At 76.0% G+C, this 13,833-nt stretch carries 13 protein-coding genes and 1 riboswitch; of the genes, 10 read left to right on the forward strand and 3 right to left on the reverse strand.

Annotated features, from left to right (window positions below; all coding sequences use genetic code 11):
* Positions 1-16 precede the first annotated feature (16 nt).
* The 3 genes from ABZ793_RS06950 to ABZ793_RS06960 form a co-directional block, all read right to left on the reverse strand.
* Positions 17-979 carry an anti-sigma factor RsbA family regulatory protein gene (locus ABZ793_RS06950; RefSeq protein ID WP_357453083.1) on the reverse strand — a complete coding sequence of 321 codons (963 nt, stop codon included), beginning with the start codon at positions 977-979 and terminating at the stop codon, positions 17-19.
* Complete coding sequence (locus tag ABZ793_RS06955) at positions 976-1,809, reverse strand: MEDS domain-containing protein (RefSeq protein WP_357453086.1); 834 nt, start codon at positions 1,807-1,809, stop codon at positions 976-978. The genes ABZ793_RS06950 and ABZ793_RS06955 overlap by 4 nt, the downstream gene beginning before the upstream one ends.
* Positions 1,810-1,898: 89 nt before the next feature.
* The gene (locus ABZ793_RS06960) at positions 1,899-2,903 is read right to left on the reverse strand and encodes a sigma factor (RefSeq protein ID WP_357453089.1); all 1,005 of its coding nucleotides are present in this window, start codon (positions 2,901-2,903) and stop codon (positions 1,899-1,901) included.
* A gap of 216 nt (positions 2,904-3,119) precedes the next feature.
* On the opposite strand from ABZ793_RS06960, the gene ABZ793_RS06965 reads away from it, so the two are divergent.
* The 10 genes from ABZ793_RS06965 to ABZ793_RS07010 all read left to right on the forward strand — a co-directional run bounded on the left by ABZ793_RS06965 (position 3,120) and on the right by ABZ793_RS07010 (position 13,705).
* Positions 3,120-4,361, forward strand: coding sequence for a hypothetical protein (locus ABZ793_RS06965; RefSeq protein WP_357453092.1), 1,242 nt, complete (start codon positions 3,120-3,122; stop codon positions 4,359-4,361).
* A gap of 469 nt (positions 4,362-4,830) precedes the next feature.
* Entirely contained in the window at positions 4,831-6,423 is a 1,593-nt protein-coding gene (locus ABZ793_RS06970) for an ABC transporter substrate-binding protein (protein WP_357453095.1), read from the forward strand.
* A gap of 50 nt (positions 6,424-6,473) precedes the next feature.
* Complete coding sequence (locus tag ABZ793_RS06975; RefSeq protein ID WP_357453098.1) at positions 6,474-7,430, forward strand: ABC transporter permease; 957 nt, start codon at positions 6,474-6,476, stop codon at positions 7,428-7,430.
* On the forward strand, positions 7,423-8,292 hold the full coding sequence (locus ABZ793_RS06980; protein WP_357453101.1) for an ABC transporter permease: 870 nt from the start codon (positions 7,423-7,425) through the stop codon (positions 8,290-8,292). Before ABZ793_RS06975 ends, ABZ793_RS06980 begins: the two co-directional genes overlap by 8 nt.
* Positions 8,289-9,335, forward strand: a complete 1,047-nt coding sequence (locus tag ABZ793_RS06985; protein WP_357453104.1) for an ABC transporter ATP-binding protein — start codon at positions 8,289-8,291, stop codon at positions 9,333-9,335. Before ABZ793_RS06980 ends, ABZ793_RS06985 begins: the two co-directional genes overlap by 4 nt.
* A complete protein-coding gene (locus tag ABZ793_RS06990) occupies positions 9,332-10,045 on the forward strand; it encodes an ATP-binding cassette domain-containing protein (RefSeq protein WP_357453107.1) in 714 nt (237 codons plus the stop codon). Before ABZ793_RS06985 ends, ABZ793_RS06990 begins: the two co-directional genes overlap by 4 nt.
* Positions 10,046-10,127: 82 nt before the next feature.
* Positions 10,128-10,311: riboswitch (cobalamin riboswitch) on the forward strand.
* 28 nt (positions 10,312-10,339) lie between these two features.
* Positions 10,340-11,347 carry an ABC transporter substrate-binding protein gene (locus ABZ793_RS06995; RefSeq protein ID WP_357453110.1) on the forward strand — a complete coding sequence of 336 codons (1,008 nt, stop codon included), beginning with the start codon at positions 10,340-10,342 and terminating at the stop codon, positions 11,345-11,347.
* Between the two features lie 41 nt (positions 11,348-11,388).
* Complete coding sequence (locus ABZ793_RS07000; RefSeq protein ID WP_357453113.1) at positions 11,389-12,528, forward strand: iron chelate uptake ABC transporter family permease subunit; 1,140 nt, start codon at positions 11,389-11,391, stop codon at positions 12,526-12,528.
* Positions 12,528-13,295, forward strand: coding sequence for an ATP-binding cassette domain-containing protein (locus tag ABZ793_RS07005; protein WP_357453116.1), 768 nt, complete (start codon positions 12,528-12,530; stop codon positions 13,293-13,295). The genes ABZ793_RS07000 and ABZ793_RS07005 overlap by 1 nt, the downstream gene beginning before the upstream one ends.
* A 44-nt stretch (positions 13,296-13,339) precedes the next feature.
* Entirely contained in the window at positions 13,340-13,705 is a 366-nt protein-coding gene (locus ABZ793_RS07010) for a hypothetical protein (RefSeq protein WP_357453119.1), read from the forward strand.
* The last annotated feature ends 128 nt before the right edge of the window (positions 13,706-13,833 follow it).

Genomic DNA, 13,833 nt, shown 5'->3' on the forward strand with positions numbered 1-13,833 from the left:
GCAGAGCGCCGGTCGGTCAGCGGGCGACGTGCGGGTTCCCGGCCGTCAACCGGAGCGTGAAGCCCTCGCCGTCGCGGTGCCAGGTCACGTGGCTGCACGACTGGTAGGTGATCCACAGGCCCAGCCCGCCCGGCGCGCCGCCGGACGCGGGGAGCAGCCCGCAGAACGGATCCCCCGGCCCGTCGCCGCCGTCGCGGACCGTCGCCACGATGCGGTCGTCGCCGGACCAGACGCGCAGCAGGACCGGCGGCCGGCCGTGGCGCAGCGCGTTGGTGACGATCTCGCTGACCGCGACGACGAGATCATCCACGTCATCCGCCGACACCTGGCCCCGGTCGGCCTTGTGCACGGCGGCGCGCGCCTCGGCCGCCGTCGGGTCGGTCAGCTCGACGACCGGCGGCTCCGCCTGGAGGGGGTCGGGCACGACCGGCCGGGTCTCCCGCAGGTAATCCGTCGGCGACGTCCAGGTCGTGCTCGGCACGTGCCGACCGTCGGCGGTCGCGAACCGGGGATGCGTGCGGGCCACGTCCGCCAGCACCGCCGGCGGCGTGCACCGGGTGTCGTACGCGCACAGGCTCCACAGCGGGAAGTCGTCGTAGGCGTGGTTGATCGCCGACTCGTACCGGGCCCACCAGTCCCACGTCGCGTCGAACGCGGCCGGGGGCACCTCGCCGAGGATCCGGATCTGCCGGGCGCCGGCGGCCACCTGTGCCGCGAGGAGTTCACGGTAGGACCGGATGGCGGAGGCGGGCCGGGCGTAGACGTCGCCGCCGGGCAGGAACTCCACCCCGCGGCCGGCGGGCAGCGCCGAGCGGACCAGCGCGCCGGTGCGCTCGCCCAGGGCCACGTAGGTGGGCTCGCCCGCGTCGACGCCGCCGAGCAGGAACGGCACCACCACGGCGAGCAGTTCGTCGTCGGAGTCGTACCGGACGGCCTCGTGGTAGTAGCCGTGGTGCTGGGCGGCCGCGCCGGTCCTCATCGCGCGACCTCCACCCGGATGCCCGGCAGGTCCAGCAGGTCGACCAGCCGGGCCGCCGCCGAGTGGGAGGTGCGCAGCACGGCGGTCGCGCCGCGGCGGCGCGCGTACTCGGCGAGGTGGGTCAGGGCGCGGTGGTCGAGGAAGCGCAGCCCGGCCGCGGACAGCACCAGCTCACCGTCGGTGGGGCGCAGGTCGGCGCGGTCCAGGGCGGCGCGGAACAGCTCGTGGTTGGACAGGTCCAGCTCGCCGGCCAGCGCGGCGTGCCCGTCGGCGGGCGCGACGGCGTACAACCGGAACAGCACGTCGTCGACGTTGCTGGCCGGGTGCATGCAGGCCAGCTCGGCGACCGCCCGGTCGCCCAGCCCGGGCCGGTGGTAGGCGCACATGGCCGAGAACGGTCGGGTGCGCATGTAGCGGTCGACGAGGTGCTCGTAGCGGGTGAAGCTCTCCAGCTGGGCGGGGGTGCGGACCAGCTCGGTGGCCTCCGCGGCCACGCGCAGCCCGGTGTGCCCGGCGGCGAGCGCCTCGTCGGTGGCGGCCGTGTAGGCGGCGACCTGCGTCGGCGGGTCGACGACGTGGCCGTGCGAGTAGGTCGAGAACAGGGAGACCACGGCGGCGGCGCCCCGGCGCACGGCGGCGGCGAAGCCCGGCAGGCGGTGCAGCCGGTCGGCCACCGCGTCCGCGGGGTGCGGCGTGACATACCAGACGCGTTCGCCGGCGGCGAGGCCCGCGAGCAGGTAGCGCTCCGCCTGGGCGGCGAGCGACCCCAGGTCCTCGTACGCCCAGCAGAGGTGCCCCTGCGGCGCGGGCCGCCGCTCTTCGGTGATCACACTGATTGCCCCACGGCAACCAGTGTAGGTCGTCAGGAGACGGGGGCCAGGGGACCGGATGTGCCCGGCCGGTGCGGGCGGCCTGCCGGTCAGGCGTGCCGCGCGCCGCCCAGCCGGGCGGTGCGGGGGAAGGACGCCCAGATGTTCTTGGTGGTCCCGGTGGCGTACCAGCCGACGTCGAGGGACAGGGCGCGGGCGAGTTGCAGACCGCGCCCGCCGGCATCCTCGGGCTGCGTGTCGGCGAGTTCCGGCAGGGAACCGAGGTCGTGGTCGGCGACGTCGAGGACGAGGTGGTCGTCGGTGGCGAGCAGCCGGACGATGGTCGGCGGTCTCCCGTGGCGCAGGGCGTTCGTGGCGAGTTCCGTGGCGATCAGCACGACCAGCTCGGGGACCTCCTCCAGGGCCTCGCCCTCGCCGAGCACGTCGCCGGTCAGCTGCTCGTGCAGGGACGCCCGCAGGCCGCGCAGGTCCGTCCCCTCGGACAACGTCCACCGCCGCAGCTCGACGGCCTGCGGCGGGGGTGGCGAGCTGCTGAGCTGACCCATGGAGGGGTGGTACCCCGTCCCCGCCAGGCTCAAGCCGGGAGCGGGTCGATCAGCGCACCGGGTCGTGTGTGCCGCGCGGCACACCGGGACATCGCCTGGACCGTCGTCGGCCAGGCCGCCTACGGCGCCCGGGACGAGGAACTGCTGGCTGTCGTCGAGCGCTGCGAGGCGGAGACCGCTATCCAGCTCAAGTGGCTGCGTACCCGGATGAAGGCCGCCGCCCCGCAGGCGCTGGTCGTCGCCGACTAGCCGTCTCCCGGCGGTGACAAGCCGGCTGGTCAGTAGCCCGGCCCGGCCGCTGCGGATCAGCCGGTCGAGGAACCGCTGCCGCCAGTGCCGGGTCCGCGCCGGGTTCATCGCGACCGTCCGCAGCCAGGTCTCCGGGTCGTTCACGGAGAGGAAGCGCGCGGGCCGAGCCAACGCCCGCGCGAACGCCTCGTGCACCACGTCCTGCGCCTCGGGCAGGCTGCCCGTCAACGCGTACACCTGACCCACCAGCCGGCGGTAGTGCGCCCGGTATGCCTCGTGCACCGCCGTCACGCCGTCCATCCGCTCTCTCCTTCTGCCGCCTCTACTACACGGACCAGCGGCAGAGCGGACGGGTTGCATCCGCTGCGTGCGGAAGATCGGCCCATGGTCAGCGGGCCGACCTCGGCAGGCGGCAGATCCCGGCGTTTCACACACCGCCACCTATCGGAACAATGGGAAGTATCGATCAGTGCACGTGTCCTGGACGGAAGTCGGGCGGTTGTACCCGGCGTGACGGTGGAACCACGCACCAACATCGCGATCCCGGCGGCAACCTGCCCGGCCTGGCGGGTCAGGTGGGCGGAACGCGAGAGCGGGCGGCGGTCCCGCGCGTACGACGCCGAGGTCGAGGGCTGGCGCCGGCGGCACGACCACCTGATCCGGCTGCGGATCGAGGCCGCCGGTTTCCTCGGGTACGCGCAGCCGCGTACCGGCCTGCCGGTGGACCTCGACGACGACGAGGTCGTGTTCCGGGTGCTGCCGGCCGCGGAGCTGGTCGAGGCGGAGGCCCGGCACGTACACGGGCTGCCCGCGCCGGGGCTGACGGTCGCCACGGCCGAGGTCGCGGCGACGGGCCGCGCGCTGCCGAAGGGGCTCCGGGTCGTCGACGCGGGCCCGGCTGTCGTGACCAACCGCCGGGTGGCCTTCGCCGGCCGCGCGGGGCGGCGCGAGTGGGCGTACGCGGACATGCTCGGGGCCGCGCACCACCCCGACGTCCCGCTCACCCTGCTGCACACCACCGACGGCGGTCGGCTCGCCGGGCTGCGGGTGCCGACCACCGCCACGGTGAACTTCCGCTTCTATCTCACGCTCGCCCTCGCCGTCGCCACCGGGGAACGCGCCGCCGTCGCCGCGCAGCTCGACGCCCTGCTGGCCGCCCACCAGCACGCGCGGCCGGTCCCGCCGCCGCCGGCCGCGCCGGATCGGGCCCCGCTGACCGCGCTGCGCCCCGATCGCCGGATGGCGCTCGCCGCCGCCGTCGCCACGCTGGCGTACGCGATGCTGACCGCCGGCCCGTTCAGGTCGGAGCAGCCCGGCCCGTCGTACCGGGCGGACGGCGCCGGGAGCCTTCCCGCCGTGACGGTGGTGCCGACCGCCACCACGACCACTGCAGAGGAACCGGTGGTGCCGGAGGAGGTCGGGCCGGGCGCCGGCGGGACGGCGGTTCCCCGGACCCGCGTCGCCGCCGGAGCGCGGGTGCCGGTCGTGCGGCAGGACGTGGTGAGCACCGGCGGCTCCGTTCCGCCGGCCGCCCCGGCGAGGGGCCCGGCGCCCGCCCCGCCGCCGGCCCCCGTCCCGGCCCCGCCGGCCGCCCCGCCCCCGGCCGCCCCGGCGCCGACGGCCACGGCGCCGGTCGCCCCGGCGCCGGCCCCGACCACCGCGCCGCCGGCGTCGGAGCCCGCCGCGGTCGACCTCTGTCTGGACGTCCTCCGGCTGCCCCTGCTGGACCGGCTCCTCTGCCCGCCGAGCGGTCCCTGACGCCCGGCCGCCCGCCCTGGCCGACTGCCGCGTCGGCCCCTGATGATCGCCTGCCGCGGCTTCCCGGCGCCGAGGCGGCGCCCCGGTCCTCGGCCGCCACGTCTTCGCGGCCGACCGGGATCCGGCCCGCGCCGAGCACGCCCGGCAGCGCCGGGTGACGGCCCCGCCGATCGGCTGAACCACCGGCGACGCCCACCCGGCGACCCGGCGGATGCCCGCGAGTGCCCCGCCACGGACGGAGGGCCGTTCCCGGGCCGCTTCTTGCACATGTCTGGCAATTGCGGAATGCTTGCGGCAGTGGCGCCGGAGATCATCTGACCGCGCGGCGGGAGGTCCCCGCCGCGCGGCACTGATCCGGCCCGCCGCCGGCCACGCCGCACGCCATCGGCCGCGGGGACGGTCGGCCCACCTCAGGGCCTCGGCGCGGCGAACGCCGGGGTCGTGCGACGAACAGACCAGGGAGCATGTGATGGGTACGCCGGTGTCCGTGCGGGTGGCGGCGATGGCCGCCGGCACTGTCCTGGCCGTGGCGGCCTGCTCGTCCCCGACGAGCACGTCGACGGGCCCGGGCGCGGCCGACACCCTCGTCGTGGCGACGGCGGGAGAGCCGGAGGCGTTGAACCCCGTGCTCAACTACGGGGTCGACGGCGGCTCGCTGATCTTCGACGGGCTGGTCGAACGCGACGCGCGCAACCAGTTGGTGCCGGCCTTGGCGCGGGAGCTGCCGGTCGTGTCGGCGGACGGCAGGACCGTCACCGTGAAGCTGCGCGACGGGGTGCTGTTCCACGACGGCAGCCCCCTGACCGCCCAGGACGTGGTCTTCACCTACCAGGCGGTGCTGGACCCGAAGGTCGACTCCACGCTCCGCTCCGACCTCGACATGCTCGCCTCGGTCACCGCGCCGGACCCGTCGACCGTGGTGTTCTCCCTGAAGTACGCCTACGCGCCGTTCCCGCAGCGGCTGGCGCTGGGCATCGTGCCGGCCAAGGCGCTGGCCGGGCAGGATGTCAACAAGGCCGAGTTCAACCGCAGGCCGGTGGGCACCGGCCCGTACCGGGTGACGTCGTGGACCCCGGGCGACCGGCTCGTGCTCGCGGCCAACGAGAAGTACTGGGGCGGCAGGCCCGCCAACTCCGGCGTCGTGGTCGCGTTCGTCCCCGACGACAACGTCCGCGCGCAGCGGATGCGGGCGGGCGAGTTCGACGCGGCGGAGCTGGCGCCGAAGCTCGCCGCCGGTTTCGACGGGCTGGCCGGCCACCGGGTGGAGCGGGTGCCGACCGCCGACTACCGGGGCGTGGTGCTGCCGATGGGCAACCCGGTCACCGGCGACCCGGCGGTGCGGCGGGCGCTGAACGCGGCGGTCGACCGCGCGGCGATGGTCACCGGCCTGCTCGGCGGGGCGGGTGAGCCGGCGTTCGGGCCGGTCCCGTCGTCGTCGGATTTCGCCGAGCCGTCGATCGTCGGCAAGCCCGCCGCCGACCCGGCCGCCGCGACCGCCGCCCTCGACGCCGCCGGCTGGAAGCCGGGCCCGGACGGCATCCGCGCGAAGGACGGCCGGCGGGCGGCCTTCGCGCTGATGTACCCGGCCACCGACAGCCTGCGCAAGGAACTCGCCCTCGCGGTGACCGCCGACGCGAAGAAGGTCGGCATCGAGATCACCCCGGAGGGCCTGACCTGGGACGCGATCACCCCCCGGATGAAGCACGACGCGGTGGTGATGGGCTTCGGCACCCCGTACGACCCGGACTTCCTCTCCTACAAGCTGTTCCGCTCCGACTTCGCCGGCCAGGGCTTCTTCAACCCCGGCTCCTACCGGTCCGCCGTCGTGGACAAGGCGTTGCAGGACGCCCGCGACAACGCCGACCCGGCCACCCGCAAGGCCGCGTACGCCACGTTCCAGAAGCAGCTCGCCACCGACCTGCCGTGGGTGTTCCTCACCTACCTCAAGCACACCTACGTGGTGAAGGACGGCCTCGCCGGGGTGACGCCGCGGGTGGAGCCGCACGAGCACGACGTGGCCAACAGCCTCTGGTGGAACATCCACACCTGGACGAGGAAGTGACCGCACCGGCCACTCCCGCCCGCCGCCGACGGCTGGCGGGAGCCGGTGCCGTGGTCCGTCGGCGTCTGCTGGTGGCCGTGCCGATCCTCGCCGCCACCAGCGTCGGCATGTTCGCCCTCGGCGCGGCCTCGCCGATCGACCCCGCCCACCAGTACGCGGGCGCGGCGGCGTTCACCACCAGCGAGGAGAACCTGGCGCAGATCCGCGCCAACTGGGGGGTCGACGACCCGCTGCCGGTGCAGTACCTCCGCTGGGTGGGCAACCTGCTCCAGGGTGACCTGGGCTGGTCGACCAGCCGGCACGAACCCGTCACCTCCGTGCTGGCCGCCCGCGCCGGCTGGACCCTGCTGCTCGTCGGCGCCGCCCTTGCCCTCGTCCTCGTGGCGAGCCTGCTGCTGGGCACCGTGGCCGCGTACCGGCGCGGCGGCTGGTTCGACCGGGCGCTGCGCGCCGGCGCGTACGCGGTGCAGTCCATGCCGGTGTTCTGGATCGGGTTGGCCGCGATCGCCCTGTTCGCCCTGACCCTCGGCTGGCTGCCGGCGGGCGGGCTCACCGACGTCACCGCCACCTCCACCGATCCCGCCGACGTGGCCCGGCACCTGGTCCTGCCGGTGACGGTGCTGGCGGTCGCCCAGGCGCCGTGGTTCGTCCTGTTCATCCGCGACGCCGTCGCCGAGAGCCTCCGCGACGACCACGTCCTCGCCGCCCGGGCCCGGGGCCTGCCCGGCCGCACCGTCCTGTTCGGCCACGCCCTGCGCACCGCGCTGCTGCCGTTCCTCACCCTCGTCGGCACCCACCTGCCGGAGCTGATCGGGGGCGCCGTCCTGGTCGAGACCGTGTTCTCCCTGCCCGGTCTCGGCGCGGTGACGGTGCAGGCCGCGCTGGGCAGCGACTTCCCGCTGCTGGCCGCGACCACCCTCGCCACCACCGTCGTGGTGCTGGCCGCGAACCTGGCCACCGACCTCGCCTACACCGCCGCCGATCCCCGGGTACGCCTCGATGACTGACCTCGCCCGCCCCACCCGCGTCCGGCGGCCCAAGCCGCGTGCCGGCCGTGCCGGTGCCGCCGTCGCCTGGGCCGTGCTCGTCGGCGCGGTCGCCGCCTGCCTGCTCGCCCCCGTCCTGTGGCCGCTCGACGAGAGCGCCGTCGACCTGGCGCGCACCCGGCTCGCGCCCTCGGCCGCGCACCCGGCCGGCACCGACGACCTGGGCCGCGACGTGGCCCACCGCAGCCTCTACGGCCTGCGCGTCTCCCTGCTCGTCGGCGCGGTCGCCGCGCTCGTGGCCACCGTCATCGGCGGCCTCGTCGGGGCGGTCGCCGGCACCCTCGGCGGCTGGGTCGACCGGGTGCTGATGCGGGTCGTCGACACCATCGCGGCGCTGCCGCACCTGCTGCTGGGCATCTTCATCGTCGCGATGCTGCGCCCCAGCCTCGGCGCGGTGATCGTGTCGATCGGGCTGACGCACTGGCTGTCCACCGCCCGCATCGTCCGCTCCGAGCTGCTCAGCCTGCGCACCCGGCCGTTCGTCGACGCCGCGATCGCCGGCGGCGCCAGCCGCGCGCGGGTGATCACCCGGCACCTCCTCCCGCACGTGCTGCCCCGGCTGGCCCTGGCCACCACGCTGATGGTGCCGCACGCCGTCTGGCACGAGACCGCGCTGTCCTTCCTCGGTCTCGGCCTGCCCCCGCACCTGGCCTCCATCGGCAACATGATCAGCGACGGGCAGCGGTCCCTGCTCACCGGCGCCTGGTGGGCCAGCCTCGTCCCCGGCCTCCTCCTCGTCGTCGTCACGCTGGCCCTGGCCACCCTCACCGGCCGGTGGCGCGACCGCCTCGACCCGCGCGTACGAGCGGAGCTGAACCTGTGACCACCACCCGCGAGCCCCGCGCCGCCACGGCCGGCACCGTCGCCACCGGCGACGCCACGGCCGGCACCGCCGCCGGTCCTCGTCCCGCCCTGCTGGAGGTCGACGGGCTGACCGTCCGCTTCCAGCTCCGCGACGCCGTGGTGCGGGCCGTCACCGACCTGCGCCTGACCGTCCACCCGGGCGAACTGGTGGCCGTGGTGGGGGAGTCCGGCTGCGGCAAGTCGGTGCTCGCCCACGCCCTGCTCGGCCTGCTCCCCGGCAACGCCACCGTCACGGGCCACGCCCGGCTGCGCCCGCCCGGCGGGGACCAGGTCGACCTGATCGGCTGCACCGAGCGCCACCTCGCCCGCGCCGTACGCGGCCGCGCGGTCGGGCTGGTGCCGCAGAGCCCCGCCACCGCGTTGACCCCCGTACGCACCGGCCGGCGGCTGCTGGCGGAGACCCTGCGCGCCCACGGGCACGCCCGCCGCGACGCGCCCTCGGCGGCCGAGCGGGTCGCCGCCGACGTCGGGCTCGACCCCGCCGACCTCGACCGCTACCCCCACGAGTTGTCCGGCGGCATGGCGCAACGCCTGGCCACCGCCCTCGCGCTCGCCCCCGACCCACCGCTGCTGCTCGCCGACGAACCCACCACCGGCCTCGACCGGCCCCTGGTCGACCACACCCTCGACCTGCTGCGCCGCCGCTGCGACGCCGGCAACGCCGTCCTGCTCATCACCCACGACCTGGCCGCCGCCCGTCGCGTCGCCGACACCGTCGCCGTCATGTACGCCAGCCGGGTCGTCGAGCGCCGGCCCACCGAGGCGCTGTTCGCCGCGCCCGCCCACCCCTACACCGCCGGCCTGCTCGACGCCCTGCCCGAGCGGGCGTTCCGCCCCGTGCCCGGCCACCCGCCGATGCTCACCGACCTGCCCGCCGGCTGCGCCTTCGCCCCGCGCTGCGACCGCGCCACCGACATCTGCCGCACGCCGCCCACCCCGGTCGTGGACGGCCCCGGCCAGGTCGCCTGCCACCACCCGCTGCCCGTCGGAGCGCCGGCATGACCACGACCACGGCCACCCGTCAACACGTCGGACCGGAGGCGACCGCCACCGCGCTCGCCGCCCACCAGGTCACCGTCGCCTACGGTCGGCAGCGCGTCCTCGACCGCGTCGACCTGCACGTCGCCCCCGGCGAGACGGTCGGGCTGCACGGGCCCTCGGGCAGCGGCAAGTCCACCCTGGCCCGGGTACTCGCCCTGCTGCACGCCCCCGACGCCGGGCACGTCACCCTCGACGGCCACCGGGTCGCCGGAGTCCGCCACCGGCTGCCGGCGGCCGTCCGCACCCGCGTCGCGATCCTGTTCCAGAGCCCACGCGCCGCCACCGACCCGCGGCTCAGCCTCGCGGACATCGTCGCCGAACCGCTCCGCGCCACCGGCGTACCGGCCGAGCAGGCCAGGGCCCGCGCGGCCGAGCTGGCCGACCTCGTCGGCCTCACCGCGGACCTGCTCGCCCGCCGCCCGCACGCGGTCAGCGACGGGCAGCTGCAACGGGCCTGCCTCGCCCGGGCGCTCGTGCACCGGCCGGCCTACCTGCTCTGCGACGAGGCCACCGCCATGCTCGACGCCTCCACCCAGGCCCACCTCGCCGCCGTCATCACCGACTACCAGCGAGAGCGCGGCGCCGGGGTCCTGCTGATCACCCACGACCCGGCCCTGATGGCCCGCTGGGCGACCCGGGTCGTCGACCTCCCGCCCCCGCCGGGGGCGTGAACGCCGCCGTCGCACGGTCCACAGTGGTGAAGAAGGCCGCTCCATGGCATTCGTCACCGTGGCATTCGGGGTCGGGCGCAGGCTAGGGTGACGCTGCCGTGGTGTTCGGGAAGCCGGTGGAAGACCGGTGCGGCCCTCGCCACTGTGATCGGGAAGTCCGCGGCCCTCGTCGTCAGAGGTCACTGGGCGTGTCGCACGCCTGGGAAGGCCGGCCACGGACGCACCTCCCGTCAGCCAGGAGACCGGCCACGGCACTGCGATGACCCGTCCACGAGGTGCTGGAAGGCGGTCCCGATGCGCGTACGCGCTGTGCGGTCCACCCTGTCCCGGCGCGTAGCCGCGCCCCTGTCCGTCCTCCTCGTCCTGCTCGGCGCCTGCGCCACGGACGACGACCCCGCCCCGGCGTCCGGCGCGCCGGCCACCCTGACCAACTGCGGCACGCCGGTCACCGTCGCCGCCCCGCCCCAGCGGGCGGTCACCCTGAACCAGCCCGCCACCGAGATCATGCTGGCGCTCGGCCTGGCCGACCGCATGGCCGGCACGGCGTACCTGGACGACGCGATCCTGCCGGAGCACGCCGCCGCGTACGCATCGGTGCCGGTGCTGTCCGGAAAGTACCCGGCCAAGGAGAAACTCCTGGAGACGGCGCCGGACTTCGTCTACGCCTCGTTCCACAGCGCCTTCGGCGACGAGGGCGTCGGCGACCGGGCCGCCCTGGCGGAGCTCGGTATCGGCACCTACCTCTCACCCGCCGGGTGCCCGAAGCAGCACCGGCCGGGGAAGCTCACCGTCGAGGACGTGTTCGCCGAGATCCGGGACGTCGCGGCCGTCTTCGGGGTGCCGGAGCGGGCCGAGAGGCTCATCGCCGACCACCGCGCCCGGATCGCCGCCGCTGCCGCCAGGCTCGACGGCACGCGGGACGTCTCCGTGCTCTGGTGGGACGCCGGCACCGACGCCCCGAGCGTGGGCGCCTGCTGCGGCAGCCCCAACATGATCATGTCGGCGGTCGGGGTCGACAACGCCTTCGGCGACCTCGCCGGCGGCTGGGCCGACACCAGTTGGGAGAGCGCCGTCGCGCGCGACCCCGACGCGATCGTGCTGGTCGACGCGACCTGGGACCCGGCCGCCGCGAAGCAGGCGTTCCTGGCCCGGCACCCCACCCTCAAGGACCTGCCCGCGGTGGCCGGGCAGCGGTTCGTCGTCGTCCCGTTCTCGTCCACCTCCGCCGGGGTGCGGGCGGTGCTCGGCGTCGAGGCGCTCGCGGCGGGGGTGGCGCAGCTTCCCGCCGGAGCGGGCCGCTGACCGCCGTGGCGCGCCGTACCGCCGTGGCCCACCGTCTCGCCGTGCCCCGTCGCCTCGCCGTGCGCGGTCGGGCCGGCGCGGGCTCCGGCACCACCGCCTCCGGGGTCCGGCGCGGCCGTCCCGTGGGCACGGTCGCGCTGCTGGTCACGTTGCTGGCGGGTCTGGTCGTGTCGATCGGGGCGGCCGTCACCGTCGGGCCGGCCGACATCCCCGTGTCGACGGTCTGGGCCGTCGTGGCCGACCGCCTGGGCCTGGCCCACGCCGACGTGCCGCTGCTGCGCGAGCACATCGTCTGGCGGCTGCGCCTGCCCCGGGTGCTCGGCGCCGCGGTGGTGGGCGCCGGGCTGGCGGCCGTCGGGGCGGTGACGCAGACCGTCACCCGCAACCCGCTGGCCGACCCGTACCTGCTCGGGGTCTCCTCCGGGGCGTCGCTCGGCGCGGTCGCGGTGCTCGTCCTCGGCGTCGGCGGCGGGGTCGCGACGCTCACCGGGGGCGCCTTCACCGGCGCGCTGGCCGCGTTCGCCGTCGTGGCGGTGGTGGCCGGCCGGCGGGCCGCGCTGGCGCCCACCCGGGTGGTGCTGGCCGGGGTCGCCGTCGCGCAACTGTGCGGGGCGGCGACGTCGTTCGTCATCGTCTGGGTCGCCGACCCGCACGCCACGCAGAGCATCACCTTCTGGCTCTCCGGCTCGCTGGCCCGCGTCGACTGGGCCGCCCTGGCCTGGGCGGTACCGGTGCTGGCCGCCGTGCTCGCCCTCGTGGCGGCGTACGCCCGCACGCTCAACGCCTTCGCCTTCGGCGAGGACGCCGCCGAGACCCTCGGCGTGCCCGTCACCCGGGTCCGGTGGCTGCTGCTGGTCGCCACCGCGCTGCTCACCGCGGCGCTGGTCGCCATCAGCGGCGCGGTGGGTTTCGTCGGGCTGATCCTGCCGCACGCCGCCCGGTTCCTCACCGGCGCGGACCACCGGCGCCTGCTGCCGGTCGTCGTCCTCGCCGGCGCGATCTTCATGGTCTGGGTGGACACCGCCGCGCGGACCCTGTTCGCGCCCCGCGAACTGCCGGTCGGCGTGCTGACGGCGCTGCTCGGGGTGCCCGCCTTCGTGGTCCTGCTGCACCGGGCGCGGCCGGCAGACTCGCGGCGGCCCCGGGGACGGTGGGCCGGGCGCCGGAAGGCGCGCGACTGATGCTCACCGTCAACGACGTGTCCTGGGCCGTCGCGGCCCGGCGGATCCTCGACGGCGTCACCTGCGCCGTGCCGGCGGGCAGCCTCGTCGGGCTGCTCGGCCCCAACGGCTGCGGCAAGACCACCCTGCTGCGGATCGTCGCCCGGCTCGCCACGCCCGACAGCGGATGCGTCACCGTCGGTGGCGACGACGTCGCCGCCCTGCCCCGTGCCGCGCTGGCCCGCCGTGCCGCGCTGCTCGCCCAGCACGCCGACACCGACCTGGACCTCACCGTCGGGGAGGTGGTGCTGCTCGGCCGTACCCCGCACCGACGCTCACGATGGTCGGACAGCGACGCCGACCGCGCCGCCGCGGCCGACGCGCTGACCCGGGTCGACCTCGACGGGTACGCCGATCGTCGCTGGCACACCCTCTCGGGCGGCGAACGGCAGCGGGTCCAGCTGGCCCGCGCGCTCGCCCAGCAACCGCTCCTGCTGCTGCTCGACGAGCCCACCAACCACCTCGACATCGGCCACCAGTTGCAGCTGCTGCACCTGGTCCGCCGCACCGGGGTCACCACCCTCGCCGCGCTGCACGACCTCAACCTCGCCGCCATGTTCTGCGACACGGTGGTCGTCCTGGCCGCCGGCCGGGTCGTCGCCGCCGGCCCGCCCGCCGAGGTCCTCACTCCCGGGCTGCTCGCCGACGTCTACGGCGTCCAGGCCGACGTGGCGACGCACCCGGGCACCGGGCGGCCCACCATCACCTACCATCCGCCCGCGTCATGACCCGGCACGTGCCGCCGGGCTCGACCGGGACCAAGGAGTCGGACATGACCGTCGCACCGGGCTGTCTGGTCACCGTGTGCCGGGACTGCTGCTGTGGCAGCACCCGCAAACACCCCGCCGTCGACCACGACGCGCAGCTGCGGCGACTGCGGGCCGCGTTGCCGGCGCCGCACCGGGTACGCGTCAGCGCCTGCCTCGACCTCTGCGCGCAGTCCAACCTGGTCGTCGTCCACCCCGCGCCGCCGGCGCGACGGGCCGGCGCGCGGCCGGTCTGGTTCGGCCTCGTCCTGCACGACTCCGTGGTCGACGACATCACCGACTGGGTGCGCGCCGGCGGGCCGGGCGTCGCGCCGCTGCCCGCCGCCCTGGAGCTGTCGGTGGTCACTCCGATGCTCCCCACCGGCGGGTGAGGCGGTTAAGGCTGCCCGGGCCGTCGTGCCGACGACCTGACTTTCGTGGGTGACGACGCGGGTGGTGGGCTTTGTAGCCTGGGCCGCGTGGCAGGTTGGTGGCGCGGCGGGCGGCGGCTGCCTTTTCT

It is taken from the genome of Micromonospora sp. NPDC047465 (assembly GCF_040643125.1).
GTDB lineage: Bacteria > Actinomycetota > Actinomycetes > Mycobacteriales > Micromonosporaceae > Micromonospora.